The organism is Streptomyces sp. NPDC056373, from assembly GCF_042262425.1.
Lineage (GTDB): Bacteria > Actinomycetota > Actinomycetes > Streptomycetales > Streptomycetaceae > Streptomyces.
In genome coordinates this window covers 44336-60888 of sequence record NZ_JBHJPX010000018.1, presented here as the reverse complement: position 1 = coordinate 60888, position 16553 = coordinate 44336, and the positions used below count along the sequence as shown (strand labels likewise).

Here is a 16553-nt window from a genome sequence, read left to right as displayed (position 1 = left end):
TCCATGCCGCAGAGCCGCACCGGTGAAGGGGACCAGAAGGCCGCGCGCGGGGGTGTGCTGCGGCGGCTGGGCGAGTGGTGCGCACGCCACTTCGTCGTGGTCATCATCGCCTGGCTGGTGGCACTGGTGGCGCTGCAGGTCGTCAGCCGTGAATTCGGAGGGGAGTACTCCGACAACTTCAGCCTGCCCCAGGCGCAGGCCCAGAAGGGCCTGGACGTGCTGAAGGCGCACGATCCCCAGGCCGGCGGCTACAGCAGCCAGATCGTGATGCGCGACGACCAGCCCCTGACAGCGCTGAGCTCCCAGATGTCCACCACGGTCGCCGATCTGGAGAAGCTCCCGCACGTGCTGTCCGCCCAGAACCCGCTGACCGCCCCGGCCACGCCGAGCGGTCAGAAGAACGTGGGCCCGTTGTCGGGCGACAAGGAGACGGCCTACATCACCGTCCGTTTCAACGTGCAGCCCTCGACGCTCGGCGACGACTACCTCAACGGGGTCGACAGCGCGGTGCAGCCGTTGCGGTCGGCCGGGGCGGAGGTCGAGTACGGCGGGCCGCTCGGTGAGCTCGCCCGGCCGTCCGCCGACGACCGGGTGAGCGAGCTGATCGGTTTCGGCGTGGCGGTCATCGTGCTGCTGGTCGGCTTCGGAAGCGTGATCGCCGCTGTCATCCCGCTGCTGAGCGCGCTGATCAGTGTCGTCGGGGGTCTCGCGATCCTCGGGCTGCTGGCGGCGGCCTTCACCTTCGCGACGGTCTCACCGACCCTGGCCACGATGATCGGTCTCGGTGTCGGCATCGACTACGCCCTGTTCATGCTCACCCGGCACCGGCAGAACCTCATCGACGGCGTGGATCCGGTTCGGGCGGCGGGTCAGGCCGCGAGCACCAGCGGCCACGCCGTTCTCGTCTCGGGCTGCACGGTGATCATCGCGCTGGCGGGCCTGTCCGCGTCCGGGGTCTCCTTCATCTCCCTGCTCGGTGTCGCCGCCGCCGTCACCGTCGTCTCGGCCGTCGTCGGCGCGCTCACCCTGGTGCCTGCGCTGCTCGGCTTCATCGGCCGGCACATCGACCGCTTCCATGTGCGCACGCCCATCGCCGAGACCGAAGCCGGTGCGGGTGACACGCCACAGGGCACCTGGCACCGGTACGCCCAGCGGGTGGAGCGCAGACCGCTGTCGTTCCTGTCGGCGGGTGTCGCCGTGGTCGTGGTCCTCGCGATCCCGTTGTTCTCCATCCAGCTCGGGCACATCGGTGACGGCGCCGACCCGACGTCCTTCACCGACCGACGGGCGTTCGACCTGATGTCCGACGCCTTCGGGCCCGGCTCCAACGGCCCGCTCACGGTCGTCATCGACCAGACGAACGTGCCCCAGTCGCAGCGCTCCGCCCTGGCCTCGAAGGCCCAGCAGTCGCTCGACAAGGTCCAGGGCGCCGCCGTCGTCACTCCCCTGGCACCCACGCAGGACGGCGACATCCTGCTCGGCACGGTCTACTCGACCGTGTCCCCGCAGAACGCCACGACCACGGACCTGACCAACCGTCTCGTCGACGACACACTGCCGGACGTCGTCCAGGGCACGGACGCCAAAGGGTACGTCACCGGTACGACGGCGACCCAGGTCGACTTCCGTGACATCGTCGCCTCCCAGCTGCCGGTGATCATCGCCGTCGTGGTGGGTCTGGCGTTCCTGATCATCCTGGCCGTGTTCCGGGGGCTGCTCGTCGCCGTCAAGGCGGCCGTCCTGAACGTGCTGTCGATCGCCGCGTCGTACGGCGTGGTCGTCGCGGTCTTCCAGTGGGGCTGGGGCGGTCCCGCTCTCGGGGTCCACGGCGAGGTGCCCATCGAGAGCTATGTGCCGATGATGATGTTCGCCATCGTCTTCGGCCTCAGCATGGACTACGAGATCTTCCTGCTGTCGCGTGTCCACGAGGCCTGGCTCCGCACCGGGGACGCCAAGGGATCGGTCGCGCACGCCCTGGAGATCACGGCCCGCGTCATCACCTGCGCCGCGCTGATCATGGTGAGCGTGTTCGCGGCGTTCCTCCTCAGCGACAACATCGTGGTCAAGATGCTCGGGCTGGGGCTGGCCGTCAGCGTGCTCATCGACGCGACCGTCGTACGGCTGCTCATGGTGCCGGCCGTGATGACGCTGCTCGGCCGGCATGCCTGGTGGATGCCGCGGTGGCTGGACCGCGTGCTGCCGCACATCGACGCCGAGGGGTCGAAGGCCGAGGCGCGCCCGGCTTCGTGACGCGGCCTGAGGTCAGTGGAGCACCAGGTGGACGAGAGCGACCGTGCCGACCGACACGATCAGCGTGCGCAGCACGGCGGGGCTGAAGCGGCGTCCCGTTCTGGCGCCGATGAGGCCGCCGAGCGCCGATCCGGCGGCGATGAGCAGGACGGCCGTCCAGTCGAAGTGGGCGAAGAACAGGAACAGCACGGCGGCGACGGTGTTGACGACGGCGGCCAGCACGTTCTTCACGGCGTTGAGCCGCTGGAGCGTCTCGTCGAGGAGCATCCCCATCAGGGAGACGTAGATGATGCCCTGCGCGGCGGAGAAGTAGCCGCCGTAGACGCTGGCCAGCGTCAGCCCGGTGAACAGCAGGGGGCCGCCGTCGCGGCGTACGGGGCTGCTCCCCGTCTCGCGACGGCGGCGTACCCGTTTCGCGATCCAGGGCTGGCACGCGACGAGGACGAGGGCGAGGCCCACCAGGACCGGCACGATCCGTTCGAACGCCGACGCGGGCAGGGTCAGCAGCAGCACGGCACCCGTGAGACCGCCCAGCACGGCTCCGATGCCGAGCAGCAGGACACGCCTGCCCTGGCCGCGCAGTTCCTCGCGGTAACCGACGACCGCGGTGACGGAACCGGGGACCAGGCCCAGCCCGTTGGACACCGTGGCGGTGACCGGGGGCAGTCCGGCGGCCAGCAGGACCGGGAAGGTGATCAGCGTTCCCGAGCCGACGACGGCGTTGACGGCCCCGGCGCCCGTGCCGGCGGCGAGCACGGCCGCCATCTCCCACGGCGTCACGCCGCTCCACCACTCGTGCGGTTCCCGGTGAGGTTCATGGGGCCACGCTAGAGGGTCGGTGCTTCGGCGACGGTCGAAGGGTGCCGGTGACCCGTCCCGGCCGACGCACAACGGCGGCGGGATCCGGTGGATCCCGCCGCCGTCACCGCCTCACGCCGGGGCGTGTTCAGCCGCCTCACATGTGGCCGCGCCTCACCCGGCGGAGGACGACGAAGCCCGCGATGACCAGTGCGGCACCCGCCGCGGCCGGCCAGAGCTGGGCGCCGGTGTCGGCCAGGCCGCCCTCGCCGACCGCCTGGGGCTCGGTGCGGGACGGGGCCGACGGGGCCGGGGCGGCACTGGTCGCCCGGCCGACGGCCTGGGAGTCACCGAGGCCGTCCTCATCGTCGCCGTTCTTGGAACCGCCGCCCTGCTCGGCGGCGTTGCCGTCGTCGGCGGAGGCCGTCGCCTTCACCTCCGGCCGGGCGCCACCGGGAGCCGTGGACGCGTCGCCGGGCTCCGGCGAGGGGTCCGGCTTGTCCGCCGGGGGCCTCGCCGCCCCACCCTTGCCGTCGTCACCGTCGCCGCCCTGGTCGCCGGGCTTGCCGCCGCCGTTGCCGTTCTGCGGGGCGTCGGGCGTCTTGGTCGGCTGCTCCTGAGAACTCTGGGGGCTCTTGGCCGGCTCCTCCTGCGGCGCCTGTGTCTTGGTCGGCTGCTCCTGAGGAGCCTGGGGGGTCTTGGTCGGCTCCTCCTGCGGGGCCTCCGTCTTCGTCGGCTCCTCCTGGGGCTCCTCGCTCGGTGCCGGCTCCTGTCCACCGCCCGCTCCGGCACCGCACTTACGGCCGTCGTTGATGCAGTCGACCATCTCCCCCATCAGATCCTCGTCGAAGATGTTGATGAAGTCGCCGTGGTCCGTGACCGGCTTGTGCAGCTGCTCCGGGAAGGAGTCGACCGCGAACAGCGGTGTCGTACGGCCGCCGTCCTGCAGGCTCGGCGCGTCGATGTCGTAGACGACGCGCTGGACGAGTTGCGGGACGGGGCGGAAGCCGGACGGGCAGTTCCCGGCGGCGTCCGCGAACGCCATGTGGGTGCGGTGGTTGGCGCTGTCGATGTTGCGGCCGTCCCAGCAGCTCTGGAACTTGAAGGTCCGTACGACGTCGCTGCCCTGCGGGCACAGCGGGTACTTGTCCTTCAGCTGCCGGTCCTCGAAGCCGGTGCAGCTCCACGAGGCGTTGGCGTTGGCCGGGCCGTTGACGAACGACTTGGCGTCGCCGGTGATGATACGCAGCAGCCGCGGCATGGCCGTGACCTTCTCGCGCGGGTTGCCGACCAACGTCAGCGTGACCTGCTTCGGCGTGACGATCTCGCCGGCGTTGCCCTCGATGCCGCCGCCGGGCTTGACGGCGTCCTGCTCCTGGGCGCCGTTCTGCAGACGCACGACGGGCCAGTAGTAGGACGACTTGTCGCCCTGGTCGTCGCAGCTGGTCCCGGCCTTCGCCAGGTCCTGGTCGCTGGCGAAGGCGTTGTTGGACTGGTTGCCGACGTAGTCGTGGAAGTGGTGGGCGCCGTTGGTGACGCCCGGCGCGGCGATGATGTTGTCGGAGTTGAACAGCCCGTTCTCGTTCACGCCGCAGCTGGTGGCGAAGGAGCCGCGGGACGCGCCGCCCTCCTCGCGGGGGTTGTTCACATTGGGCTGGACGCTCTTGATGTCCGCGAAGTCGGCGGCGACGGGGCCGTTTCCGGCCTGCCCGCCGTTGGCGCCCTGGCCCTGGCCGTTCTGCTGCCCCTGGCCTGCCTGACCCTGCTCCTGGCCGGGCTGCCCGGTTGCGCCGGCGTCCTTGCCGCCGCCCTGCTCGGGAGCCTGATTGCCGTCCTGGAGGGTACAGGCGGCGAGGGCTTCCAGCCCCTCGGGGCGGTCTCCCACGCGGTCGATGGCGATGGCGATGCGCTCGAGGGTCGCGGCCCGCTTCTCCTTCAGCGGGTTCACGACCGCGCTGTCGGCGAAGCCGGGGTCCTGCTGCACCTGTTGGGCCGATTCGCTCAGCCGCTGGTAGGCCTTGGCTGTCTGCTCGTCGAGGAGGGCGAGTTCCTTGTCGACCTCCCCTCGCGCCTCTTCGGGGACGGTGGTCAGCTTGCTGCCGACGTCCGGGCAGTCGATCGTGGCGCCCGCGGTCCGGACCCCCGTGCCTGACCGCGTCCGGGCGGAGTCACCGCCCGAGCCACCGTCCGTGGCCGAGGCGTAGACGTTCGCGGCCATCAGGCCGCCTCCGCCGAGGATCAGTGCGAATGCGGCGAAGGTCGCGCGTCGTGGGCCGGTAGGGCGTCTTCGCGTGTTGCGTCCCAAGGGTGCTCTCCTGCGCTTGTGGCGTGCCGGGCATGAAAATCCCCTCGCCCCATACGTGCGGGAGCACCGCTGCGTTCACCCACCTCGAAAACTTTCGGAGAATTCTCATGAAGCCCGGACCCGCCGGGGCCCCGCCGGACGCGCCGTCCGGCGGGGCGGCGCAGGTCAGCGGAAGTTCACGTCACTGCACAGGAAGTAGGTCTGGTCCATGTGCGAGGCCTGCCAGATCGTGTACACGATGTGCCGGCCGCTGCGGCCCGAAGTGCTCACGGGAATCTCGTAGTTCTGGCTGGGCGCGTACCTGCCGGTGCGCTTGACGAGCTGGAGGTCGTTCCAGGTCAGCGGCTGGGTGGTGGGGTTGAATCCCTGCCGCGTCACGTACACCTGGAAGTAGTCGGCGCCGTGGCTGGCCTGGTCGTGGAGCTTCACCGTGAAGTTGCCGGTGATGTCCGTCGTCTTCCAGGCCCCGACCGTGTCGAGGGAGTTGTACCGGCCACCCTCGGTCCGCCCGCCGCTGCACAGCTGGCCGTCGGGGACGACGGCCGGGAAGTTCCCGCCGGAGCCATTGCGGTACAGGCCGTTCCAGTTCCACATGGCGTTGGCGTCGGCCCGCCACGCCTGCCAGCACATGGGGTCCTGCTGGGCCATCGCGGGGTTCAGGTGGTCGTTGCCCCAGCGCAGCCAGCAGCCGTAGTTGCGGGAGGCGGGGTCGACGACCGAGCCGTGGGCGACGGCTGTGCCGCTCCACGGGATGAGGCTGAGCAGCGCGGCGACCAGCACGCTCAGGGTGAGCGTCAGGCGGGACCCGAACCGGGCCGCCGGTAAGTCATGACCATGACAATTCATGATCTCCTCTTCCGGGTGTGGGGGTGTCGTGCGTTCAGTCGCACTTTCGATCATGTTTCGAAGTGGGAGCGCTCCCACCCTGCACAGGGTGCGCCCGATGGTCATGCGTCGGCAATGTGTGTTTGCGCCACTTCCGTAGCGATCGGCCGGAGCCCGGTCGGGCTTTTTCGCGGTGCGCCGCGCCCGCTCCGGTGGCGCTCTCCCGATTCGGCACCCGGGTCGGCCGTGCCGGGGCGGCTTAAGGGTCCGGCCCGGGGTTACCCGTCTCACATGGTGAAGCTGCATATTCCGGGACGAAAAGAACACGCCGAGTCCGAGGCCCCGCCCCGGGAGAGCCCGCCCGCGGGGTCCGAGGCAGATCGGCGGGAGACTTTCGGGGCCGGCCGCGCGGAGGCTGCCGGGGCTGACCGCCGGGAGACGGTCGAGGGCGACCGTGGGGAGGAGGCTGCCCGGGCGGAGCGGCGGGAGACTGCTGAGACGGCTGAAGCGGACCGCCGGGACGGCTCCGTCGAGGAGCGTCGGGAAGCCGCCGCAGCCGCTTTCGGCGAGCCGGGGCCGGATCCCTCGGTGGAGCGCGCTGCGCCGGACTCGCCGACCGAGTTGCCGCGGAAGTCCTGGGTCGCGGTGTTCAAGGGCAGTGTGCGGGAGTTCAAGGACGACGAGCTCACCGACCGCGCCGCCGCCCTGACCTACTACGGCGTGCTGGCTCTTTTCCCCGCACTGCTGGTGCTGGTGTCGATGCTGGGCCTCACCGGCCGCTCGACCACCGACAAGGTGACGGAGAACGTCCGCGAGCTCGTCCCCGGCTCCGCGGGCGACATCATCACCCGGGCCGTGGACCAGTTGCAGGGCAACGCCGGCGTCGGCTCGCTCATGGCGATCGTCGGTCTGGTGCTGGCGCTGTGGTCGGCGTCCGGCTATGTGGGGGCCTTCATCCGCTCCGCCAACGCCGTCTACGACATGCCCGAGGGCCGGCCGGTGTGGAAGCTGCTGCCGATGAGGGTGGGCGTCACGGTCGTGCTGCTGGTGATGGCCGTCATCAGCGCGCTGATCGTGGTGTTCTCTGGCGGGCTGGCCAAGCAGGCCGGAGACGCCCTGGGCATCGGGGACACCGCGTTGACGGCGTGGTCGATCGCGAAGTGGCCCGTCCTGGTCCTGCTCGTCGTGAGCATGATCGCGATCCTGTACTGGGCGGCGCCGAACGCCAAGGTGAAGGGGTTCCGCTGGATCACTCCGGGCAGCTGCCTGGCCCTGCTGATCTGGATGGTCGCCTCCGCCGGCTTCGCGGTCTACGTGGCCAACTTCGCCTCGTACAACAAGACCTACGGCACCATGGCCGGTGTCATCGTCTTCCTCGTCTGGCTGTGGATCACCAACCTGGCGATCCTGCTGGGCCTGGAGTTCGACGCGGAAACCGTGCGCCAGCGGGCCATCGCCGGTGGGCATCCGCCCGAGGACGAGCCGTACACCCAGCCGCGGGACACCCAGGCGTGGGACGAGCAGGACCGGCGCCGGGTGGAAGAGGCCTGACGGCCCCCGCGGTTCAGCCCATGAGTCCGGCGGCCACCGTCGCGCCCAGTTCCCAGCACCGCTCGAGGTCGCCCTTGTCCGGCTCGCCGGTCACGGTCACGGCCTCGGCGGTGCGGCGCCAGCCGAGTCCCGTCGTGACCGACTCGATGCCGCGCACCGCTCCGGTGACGTCGTTGCCGCCGTGCACCCAGTAACCGAAGGGTCGGCCGCGGGTGGCGTCCAGGCACGGGTAGTAGACCTGGTCGAAGAAGTGCTTGAGCGCTCCGGACATGTAGCCGAGGTTCGCGGGAGTGCCGAGGAGGATGCAGTCGGCGGCGAGGACGTCGGAGGCGTTGGCGGACAGCGCGGGCACGCGGACGACGCGGACGTTCTCGATCTCGGGATCCGTCGCCCCGGAGACGACGGCCTCGAACATCGCCTGGCAGTTCGGCGAGGGCGTGTGATGGACGATCAACAAGGTGGCCACGGCACCTGACCTTGCCGTCCGGGCACCCGTCACGCAAGCCGGGCCCCGACACCTCGTGCGGTGTCGGGGCCCGGCTTGCGTGACGCTGTCGCTCAGCAGTTGCCGCGACGGCGTGTCCGCAGGCAGACGACTCAGTGGTCGCCGCGACGGCGGATCAGCAGGCAGGCCACCAGGACGGCACCCGCGCCCGCGAGCAGGGCGGCCCGGTGGTCGCGTACCGACCGCGGTGCCTTGTCCTGCCAGACCTGCTCGGCCTGTGCGGCCTTCTCCTTGGCGCCCTCGGCGGCGGCGACGCCCTTCTGCTTGACGGGCTCGGGCAGCTTCTCCTCCACGGTGTGGGCGACGTGCGCGGCCTTGGCCCTGGCCTGACCGCTCCACTCCTGGGCCTTCGCCCCGGCCTGTTCCCTGACCGCGACGGCCTTCTCCCGGGCGCGTGTCCTGACGTCGGCCCGGTCCGCCGGCGCCTGGACGATGTCGCCCAGTTCGTGGCGGGTGTGCTCGACCTGCTCGCGGAGCTCCTCCTGGCTCCCGGCGGTCGGCTCGTCGTGCGGGGGCTGGGTCATCGATGTGCACTCTCCTCGATCTCGGCCACGTCGGCCTTCACGCTGTCGATGGTCTGCTTGGCCGGGTACCAGCGAGGACGGAAAGAACACCTGGTCGGACGAGTTGTGATGACGAGGAGTGAGCGGCGCGAGATCTGGTACCCGTCCGTCGCTCACACACGAGAGAGGGAGGTTTCGCCTTGTCGCAGGTAGAGGAATCCATCGAGGTCCGCGTGCCGGTGCACACCGCGTACAACCAGTGGACGCAGTTCGAGTCCTTCCCCGAGTTCATGGACGGCGTCGAGCGCATCGAGCAGCGCACCGACACCCTCACGCACTGGGTGACGAAGGTCGGCGGACAGGCGCGGGAGTTCGACGCGGAGATCACGGAGCAGGTTCCGGACGAGCGCGTCGCCTGGACCACCGTGGGCGGCGAGGCGCGGCAGGCCGGTGTGGTGACGTTCCACCGCATCCAGGACGACACGACCAAGGTCATGCTGCAGATGGACTTCGACCCGAGCGGTGTGGCCGAGAACGTCGGCGACAAGCTGGGCTTCGTGAAGCGGCAGGTCTCCGGTGACCTGAAGAGGTTCAAGCAGTTCATGGAGGCCCGCGGGACGGAGACCGGCGCCTGGCGCGGCGCGGTCTGACCGTATGTGAGGAGGCCGCCACCACAGTTCGTGGTGGCGGCCTCCTTTCGTGTTCCGCCCTACGACGCCACCGGGGCGGCGATCCCGCTGCGGAAGAGGTGCCGGGCCTGGCGGCTCAGGTCGTCGAGGCGCAGGGCGAGGTGCGCCGCGGCGTCGTAGAGGGCGTGGACGGCCCGGAGCCGTTCGATGCGGGGGGCCAGGGCCGACAGGGCGATGGCCAGGGCGACACCGGCCCAGGCCACGGGCCCGAGCGGGGTACAGCCGAAGAAGTGGCTGACGCCGGGGGTCTGGACGAGGCCGGCGAGGACGGCGGCGGAGCCGAGGGCCGTGACCCACACCAGCGTGCTGTGACGGCGCCCGGAGAGGGTCTGCACGAGCTGGGCACCGACCACACCGCACAGGGCCATGGTGGTGGACCGGCGTTCCGTGCCGGGGGTGAGGCGGCCGATGAGATACGCCGCCACGGCGCCGAAGCAGGTGGTGATGCCGCGGCGGCGGATGGAGCGCAGCAGGGGCGCGCCGAGGACGTCGAGGCCCATCGGGCCGGTCGCGGCGTGCTCCGCGGTCGAGGGGTCGCTGCTCGGCGTGACGGCCACGGCCATGGCCGGGAACATGTCGGTGAGCAGGTTGACGAGCAGCAGCTGACGGGTCGACAGGGGCGAGGCACCGGCGAGCAGAGTGCCGAGCACGCTGAAGCCGACCTCGCCGGCGTTGCCGCCGATGAGGATGCTCACCGCGTCGGCGACGCTGCGCCACAGGGCGCGGCCCTCGGCGACCGCGTCCACGAGGACGGACAGGTCGCCGCTGGTGAGCACGAGGTCGGCGGCGTTGCGGGCGGCCGCCGAGCCGCGGGACTCCACGCCCACGCCGACGTCGGCGGCCCGGATGGCGGCCGCGTCGTTGGCGCCGTCACCGGCCATCGCCACGACCCGCCCGGCCTGTTGCAGGGCCTCCACGACGTGGAGCTTCTGCTCGGGGGCGACCCGGGCGACGACTCCGGCACCGCGCAGGACCCGGACGCGTTCGCGGCGTTCCATGGCGACGAGTTCGTCGCCCGTCACCGCCTCCGTCTCCTCCGGCCACCCCAGTTGCAGGGCGATGGCGCGGGCGGTCTCCGGGTGGTCGCCGGTGAGCATGACGGGCAGGATGCCGGAGCGGCGCAGTTCCGCGAGCAGGGCGTGCGAGGTGTCGCGCGGCACGTCGGCGAGGGCGACGAAGCCGCTGAACTCCAGGTCCGCGAGCGGCGCGTCGAGTTCGGTCTCGGCGTCGTCGGCCCGGCAGGCACGACGGGCGACGGCGAGGACGCGCAGTCCCTGCCCGGCGAGTTCGTGGGCGGTGTCCGACGCATGGCCGGGCAGGTCCCGGCAGGCGGGCAGGATCGTCTCGGGGGCGCCCTTGACGACGAGGAGTTCGCCCATGTCGGGGTCGCCGTCGCGACCGACGGCGGCGGCGTAGCCGCGGCGGGTCTCGAAGGGCAGCTCGCCGGTGGGGGCCCAGCCCTGGTCGGGCGGGGCCACATCGAGGACGGCCTCGTCGGTGGCGTGCGCGACGCGGCGGCCCTGCCCCGTCTCCTCCTGCGGGCAGGCACGCGCGGCCAGCCGCACGATCGGGTCGGCCCGCTCGTCGTCCGTGGCGAGGACCGTGCCGTCGGCGGTGGCGACGCGGACCAGGCGCAGCTTGTTCTCGGTGAGGGTGCCGGTCTTGTCGAAGCAGACGGTGTCGACCCGGCCGAGCGCCTCCAGGGTGCGCGGGGTGCGGACCAGGACGCCGCGACGGGAGAGCCGGCGGGCCGCCGCCATCTGCGCGACGGTGGCGACGAGCGGCAGGCCCTCGGGGACGGCGGCGACGGCGACCGCGACACCGCCGCTGACGGCGCGCCGGACGGGGCTGCCGCGCAGCAGGGACAGGCCGGTGACGGCGGCGCCGCCGGTGAAGGTGACCGGCAGGGCCTTGCGGGTGAGTTCCTGGAGCCGGGCCTGGACGCCGGCGGGCGGCGGGGTGCGGGCGGCGAGGGTGACGGCCCGGCCGGCCTCGGTCCGGTCGCCGGTGTCCACCACGAGGGCGGTGGCGCGTCCGGCCACCACGGTGGTGCCCTCGAAGACCATGCAGGTGCGCTGGGCCACGGGGAGCCCGGGCGTGGCCTCGACCGTCTTGCTCACCGGCAGGGACTCGCCGGTGAGCGCCGACTCGTCGACCTCCAGGCCGTCGACGTTCAGCAGCCGGGCGTCGGCGGGTACGACGTCGCCGGCGTCGAGGCTGATCTCGTCGCCGGGCCGCAGCCGGGCGGCGTCGACGGTGACCGTGCGTTTGCGGCTGTCCTGCTTGCGGGCCTTGGGCTGCTGCCGGGCTGCGAGCCGGGCCAGGGCCTGTTCGGCGCGCAGCCGCTGGAGCCCGCCGGTCACGGCGTTGAGGTCCATGGCGCCGACGACGAGCAGGGCGTCGACGACCGAGCCGAGCAGCGCCGAGGCGACGGCGCCCGTGGCGAGGACGGGGGTCAGCGGATCGTCGAGTTCGCGGCGTACGGCACCGGCCGCCTGCCACGACCAGCGGGCGGGAGTGAGTGCCGGGTGCCGGGCCAGACGTGCGGCCTGCTGCCGTGAGCGGTCGGCGACGAGGGCCAGTCCGCTGGGCTCGGCGTCGCGGTCGGCGCGTCCCAGCCGGTCCCTGGCCTCGTGGGGTTCCAGGGCGTGCCAGGGGATGTGCAGCCGGGGCGGGGGCGGGGTGGCCCGGGCGACGCGGACGGCTTCGAGCCAGCCGGTGGTCAGGGCACCCGCGGCGGCGATGTTGACGGGGGCGTGCCGGGTGAGGGGCCACAGGAGGTGACGGCCCGGGGGCTGCCCGCCGCGGGCGACCAGGAGCCCGGACAGGGCCGCGCCGGCCCGGGCCAGGGTCTGCGACCGGCGTCCGACGCGCCGGGCCGCGGGGATCGCCGTGAGCAGCCGCCAGACATCGGCGAGGCCTCGCGGGGCCAGTACGTCGACGCCCCAGGAGACGGCCGCCCGTCCGTCGGTGAGGGCGATGGCCACGTCACCGGCGGGCAGGCCGGCCACGAGGTGCCCTTCGCCGGACTCGTGCAGGCGGGCGACGGTCACGACCACGCGCCCCTCGGCCTGCAGACCCTGAACGACGTCCCCGAACGGCTTGGCGCTCGGGGCGACCTCGTCGGCGAGCCGGGTGATGTCCTTCAGGTCGGAGCCGCCCGCGATCACGACGTGCAGTCCGGCCCGGCGGGCGGCGTCCAGGACGGCCTCGGCGAAGGGGTGGACCGGGTCGTCGGGCAGGCCGTCGCCGGTGCCGTCCTGCCGCAGGCTGCGCAGGGCGTCTGCGTGCAGGACGAGGGCGTCGGCGATCTCCAGTTGCCGCAGCCGCTCTCCGTTGCGCAGCAGGATTCCGGCGTGGGCGAGAAAGGTGCCGAGGGTCGCGCCGAAGGCGGCCGGTCCGTAGCGGGCCGCCTTGGGGGATCCGGCGAGGACGGCTTCGGCGGCGTCCCCGGCGCTGTGGGTGATGAGGAGGGTGGCGGCGGCGCCGGCCAGGCTGCCCGTGGCGGCGTGGGAGGCGTACTCGGCGGCGGGGGTCACCTTGAGCGGCGGCCGGGTCTCGGCGGGGCAGGACACGCTGATGCGCCGGTGGTGGCAGACGTCGTCGTGCAGTGCCTCGAAGGCCGCGGCCCTGGCCACCGACTCCGTGAGCTGGTTGCCGCGCAGGATGCCGTCGAGCACGAGGGCCAGCGGGGTCTGGCCGATGCCGTGGGCGGCGGCGTTGGCGGCGGCGAGGACGAGTTCCATGCCGGACGTGCCGAACCGCTGCCGGAGCAGGGCCCGGAAGCGGGGGTTCTCACGCAGCAGGGTGACGGTGGCGGTGATGACGCGCGAGGTGGGAGGCAGGCGCAGGGACCGGCCGGCCAGGGCACCGGCCGCTCCGGCGGCGTCGAGCAGGATCGCCGCCGCGGTGACGCGTACCTCGGCGGGGTCGCCGGGGTGGCTGGTGTCCCGGGCGTTGGGGTCGGCGCCCTCTTCGAGTCCCAGGCGGGTGGCGAGCGCGGTGGCCCGCTCGGTGACGCGGTCGGTGGCGGCGTCCTCGGCCACGGTGACCACCAGGCGGCCCAGTCCCCCGTCCCAGTACGCCGTGAGGACATCCGGGTGCTCGGCGAGTTCCTCGGCGACTTTGTGGGCGAGCGCGCCGGGGTCGCCGCCGGGGTGCCGCAGCGCGAGGTGGAGGCGCTGCCCCGCCTTCCAGTGCTGTCCGCCGGTCAGGGCGTTGCGCGCGACGTTGCGGACGCGGCGGGTGGTGTCGTAGAGGGTCGTCGCCGACCGGGCGGTGCTGCGGGCGGCGCCTGCGGCCGCGCCGGCCACGGCCCCGACGAGCGGGGTGACGGCGAAGCGTGTGAGCATCTGCTGCTGTCCCGACTCAGCCGGTGGGGCGGCTGTGGTGTGCGTGCCCGTGCGGCTGTTCGTCGTCGTGGTGCGCGGTGGCCTCGGCGACCTGCTTCAGGGCGGAGGCGGTGGCGGTGTCGCCGACCTTGGCGGGCTGTTCGTGGACGTGCTGTTCCGGCTGGTCGTGCCGGTAGTGGGAGGAGGCGAGCCTGCCTCCGGGGCCGTACGCGGAGGTGCCCTCGTCGTCCTCGCCGGTCCGGGCGGAGCGGCGGTCGCCGCCGCCGCGGGTCTGTGTTCCGCCGTTCGGTGACGCGCCGTCGGGCCGTTGCCCGGGCCGTGGCCGGGTCAGCCAGGCGACGGCGGCGCCGGTCACCGCCACCGGCCACTCCACCACTCCGGCCACGCCGAGCACCCCGGCGCCGGCGTAGACGGCCATCCGGCGGCCGCGCGGCGAGACGGCGCCGATCCTGTCCAGCGCGCCCGTGGCCGCCCTGCCCACCTGCTCCGCGCCCGGCAGGTGCCGGAGGCCCGAGGCCACGGCCCGCAACGGCTGCGGAAGATCCGACGAACGTGACGTCTCCTGGTTCATGTCGACCTCCACAGGCGCGTTGTCGGCGGCGCGATCCGGTTCCTCTACCTTTCGCCCCATATTCCGTCTTTGACAGATTATGCGCTTTTCTTGTTCGGCCGGGTGCCAGGGCCCTCCCGGGCGGTCGGCCGGGTGAAGGAGTGCGGAAGCCGTCCGTGTCGGGTCGGGAGCGCCGGGTACTCAATGCAGGCACACAGGCCGTCTCGGGTCCGGACACCGCACGGCAGCGGAGAGTCCGGTTCGGCGAAGGAGTGGTCATGACGCAGAACGGTGATGACGCGACGCTCGTCCGGCGACCGGGGATCCCCGACCTCCGGACGGCACCGGACGGTGCCGAGCCCGCGCCACCACAGGATCCGCAGGCGGACCAGCCGCTGCAGGAACTCCCCCAGGACCGCAACCAGGCGCTCCTGGAGGCGGCCAAGCAGGTCGGCGCCCTGCTGAAGCGCGAGGGGCACCTGTTCGCGCTGGCCGGGAGTGTGGCCGCGTACGCCCACGGGGGCGAGAAGAACCTGCAGCACGACGTCGACTTCGCGATCCGCCCCGAGGACGCGGAAGGGGTGGCGGCCACGCTCCACGGGGCCGGGCTGACGGTGTACACCCCGCCGGAGGACTGGCTGATCAAGGCCACGTGCTTCGGCCAGCCGGTCGACATCATCTTCGAGCTGGCACACCGGCCGGTCGGCGCGGACATGCTGGAGCGGGCGCAGGAGCTGCCGGTCGACTCGGTGCGCATGCCGGTGCTGGCCCCGACCGATCTGCTGTGGAGTCTGACCGCCGCGTTCTCGGAACACCACTGCGACTTCGGGGCGGCCCTGCCCATCGCACGCGCCCTGCGGGAGAAGGTCGACTGGGAGAAGGTCCGGCGCGAGTGCGGGGACGAACCCATGCCCGCGGCCTTCTTCTTCCTCCTGGAGCGTCTGAACGTCATCTGAAGGAGCACCCATGAGCACCCACGGTTCCCAGGACGCGGGCGGCGGGCCGCCCGCCGAGAACCTGGACTACCGCATCGCGCACCTCCAGGACCGCCTCGCCTCCGGCGAACTCGGTGAACTGGGCGTACGGGTCGAGGCTCGCGGCCGGACGGTCCTGCTCACCGGCACCGTGCCCTCCGCGCCCTGCCGCGACGAGATCGTGCGCACCGTCCACGAGGAGCTCGCCGGATTCCCCGTGCACAGCGACCTCGTGGTCACCGAGGCGTCCTCCCCCGACCACGCGGAGGAGCTCTCATGATCCGCGTCGCAGCCGTCGGAGACATCCACATGGGGCCCGACAGCCAGGGCGTGCTCCGCCCCGCCTTCGAGACCCTGCCCGAGTGCGCCGACCTCCTGCTGCTGGCCGGGGACCTCACCCGGCACGGCACACCCGAGGAGATGCGGGTGGTGGCCCGGGAGGTCCGGGACCTGGCCGTCCCGGTCGTCGCCGTCCTCGGCAACCACGACCACCACGACGATCGTCCGGACGAGGTCACGGCCATCCTCCGGGACGCCGGTGCGCAGGTGCTGGAAGGACAGAGCACGGTCGTGGAGAGCGGCGGTGCGCGGATCGGCGTCGCCGGGACCAAGGGATTCGGGGGCGGCTTCGTCGGCCGGTGCGCCGGGGAGTTCGGTGAGCCGGTGATGAAGGAGTTCGTCCGGCACTCGCGCCGGTCTGCCGACGGACTGCGAGAGGCCCTGGAGCGGCTGGCCCGGGAGGGCTGTGGCGCGCGGATCGCCCTGACCCACTACTCCCCCGTGGCGGACACGCTCGCGGGCGAGCCGCTGGAGATCTACCCGTTCCTCGGAAGCTATCTGCTGGCCGAGGCGATCGACACCGCCGGAGCCGACCTCGCGGTGCACGGGCACGCCCACGCCGGTACCGAACACGGCATGACGAGCGGCGGTGTGCGGGTGCGCAACGTCGCCCAGCCGGTCATCGGGCGGGCCTTCCACGTCTACCACCTGCCGGCGCGCGAGCCTGCCGGGGCCGGCGCCGCCGCCCGGCAGGCCCGCTGAGCACCCGGCCGGCGAAGGACCGGCGCAGCGGCCGGCTCCGGCCGGGAACGACTCACCGGCCGGTGCCGGCCTCAGGGGGAAGTGATCCGGCGAGCGCGGCGACCGCGTCGAAGGTGAACCGAGTCGCGAACCTTTCGTGACACCCGAAGTCCGTCAGCCGGCGTCCCCCCCCGGGGGGGAGGGGGGGGGGGGGCCCCCGGGGGGGGGGCC

General features: G+C 72.5%; 13 protein-coding genes. 6 read left to right on the top strand and 7 right to left on the bottom strand.

The annotated features are described in order from the left end of the window. Positions 1–3 precede the first annotated feature (3 nt). On the top strand, positions 4–2250 hold the full coding sequence (locus ACFCXS_RS32415; protein WP_376646924.1) for an MMPL family transporter: 2247 nt from the start codon (positions 4–6) through the stop codon (positions 2248–2250). A gap of 12 nt (positions 2251–2262) precedes the next feature. Here the strand turns inward: ACFCXS_RS32415 and ACFCXS_RS32410 are convergent, their stop codons facing one another. The 3 genes from ACFCXS_RS32410 to ACFCXS_RS32400 all read right to left on the bottom strand — a co-directional run bounded on the left by ACFCXS_RS32410 (position 2263) and on the right by ACFCXS_RS32400 (position 6199). After that, positions 2263–3030: a sulfite exporter TauE/SafE family protein gene (locus ACFCXS_RS32410; RefSeq protein ID WP_376646923.1), complete on the bottom strand. Its 768-nt coding sequence runs from the start codon at positions 3028–3030 to the stop codon at positions 2263–2265. Positions 3031–3205: 175 nt separating this feature from the next. Continuing rightward, on the bottom strand, positions 3206–5266 hold the full coding sequence (locus ACFCXS_RS32405) for a DUF1996 domain-containing protein (RefSeq protein WP_376646922.1): 2061 nt from the start codon (positions 5264–5266) through the stop codon (positions 3206–3208). 252 nt (positions 5267–5518) lie between these two features. After that, positions 5519–6199 carry a lytic polysaccharide monooxygenase gene (locus tag ACFCXS_RS32400; protein WP_376646921.1) on the bottom strand — a complete coding sequence of 227 codons (681 nt, stop codon included), beginning with the start codon at positions 6197–6199 and terminating at the stop codon, positions 5519–5521. 567 nt (positions 6200–6766) lie between these two features. Between ACFCXS_RS32400 and ACFCXS_RS32395 the strand changes: the two genes are divergently transcribed. Beyond that, positions 6767–7729, top strand: coding sequence for a YihY/virulence factor BrkB family protein (locus ACFCXS_RS32395; RefSeq protein ID WP_376646920.1), 963 nt, complete (start codon positions 6767–6769; stop codon positions 7727–7729). 13 nt (positions 7730–7742) lie between these two features. Here the strand turns inward: ACFCXS_RS32395 and ACFCXS_RS32390 are convergent, their stop codons facing one another. Beyond that, positions 7743–8195, bottom strand: coding sequence for a flavodoxin family protein (locus ACFCXS_RS32390; RefSeq protein ID WP_376646919.1), 453 nt, complete (start codon positions 8193–8195; stop codon positions 7743–7745). A gap of 131 nt (positions 8196–8326) precedes the next feature. Then, positions 8327–8758, bottom strand: a complete 432-nt coding sequence (locus ACFCXS_RS32385; protein WP_376646918.1) for a DUF3618 domain-containing protein — start codon at positions 8756–8758, stop codon at positions 8327–8329. Between the two features lie 179 nt (positions 8759–8937). On the opposite strand from ACFCXS_RS32385, the gene ACFCXS_RS32380 reads away from it, so the two are divergent. Continuing rightward, entirely contained in the window at positions 8938–9387 is a 450-nt protein-coding gene (locus tag ACFCXS_RS32380) for an SRPBCC family protein (RefSeq protein ID WP_104781657.1), read from the top strand. A gap of 59 nt (positions 9388–9446) precedes the next feature. Here the strand turns inward: ACFCXS_RS32380 and ACFCXS_RS32375 are convergent, their stop codons facing one another. Both ACFCXS_RS32375 and ACFCXS_RS32370 read right to left on the bottom strand, forming a co-directional pair. Beyond that, positions 9447–13778: an HAD-IC family P-type ATPase gene (locus ACFCXS_RS32375; RefSeq protein WP_376646917.1), complete on the bottom strand. Its 4332-nt coding sequence runs from the start codon at positions 13776–13778 to the stop codon at positions 9447–9449. Between the two features lie 16 nt (positions 13779–13794). Continuing rightward, entirely contained in the window at positions 13795–14349 is a 555-nt protein-coding gene (locus tag ACFCXS_RS32370; RefSeq protein ID WP_376646916.1) for a hypothetical protein, read from the bottom strand. A gap of 257 nt (positions 14350–14606) precedes the next feature. Between ACFCXS_RS32370 and ACFCXS_RS32365 the strand changes: the two genes are divergently transcribed. From ACFCXS_RS32365 to ACFCXS_RS32355, 3 genes are read left to right on the top strand one after another with little or no spacing between them, the layout of a single operon-like run. Beyond that, on the top strand, positions 14607–15284 hold the full coding sequence (locus tag ACFCXS_RS32365) for a hypothetical protein (protein WP_376646915.1): 678 nt from the start codon (positions 14607–14609) through the stop codon (positions 15282–15284). 10 nt (positions 15285–15294) lie between these two features. After that, the gene (locus ACFCXS_RS32360; protein WP_097214668.1) at positions 15295–15582 is read left to right on the top strand and encodes a BON domain-containing protein; all 288 of its coding nucleotides are present in this window, start codon (positions 15295–15297) and stop codon (positions 15580–15582) included. Then, positions 15579–16343 carry a metallophosphoesterase gene (locus tag ACFCXS_RS32355; protein WP_376646914.1) on the top strand — a complete coding sequence of 255 codons (765 nt, stop codon included), beginning with the start codon at positions 15579–15581 and terminating at the stop codon, positions 16341–16343. The genes ACFCXS_RS32360 and ACFCXS_RS32355 overlap by 4 nt, the downstream gene beginning before the upstream one ends. The last annotated feature ends 210 nt before the right edge of the window (positions 16344–16553 follow it).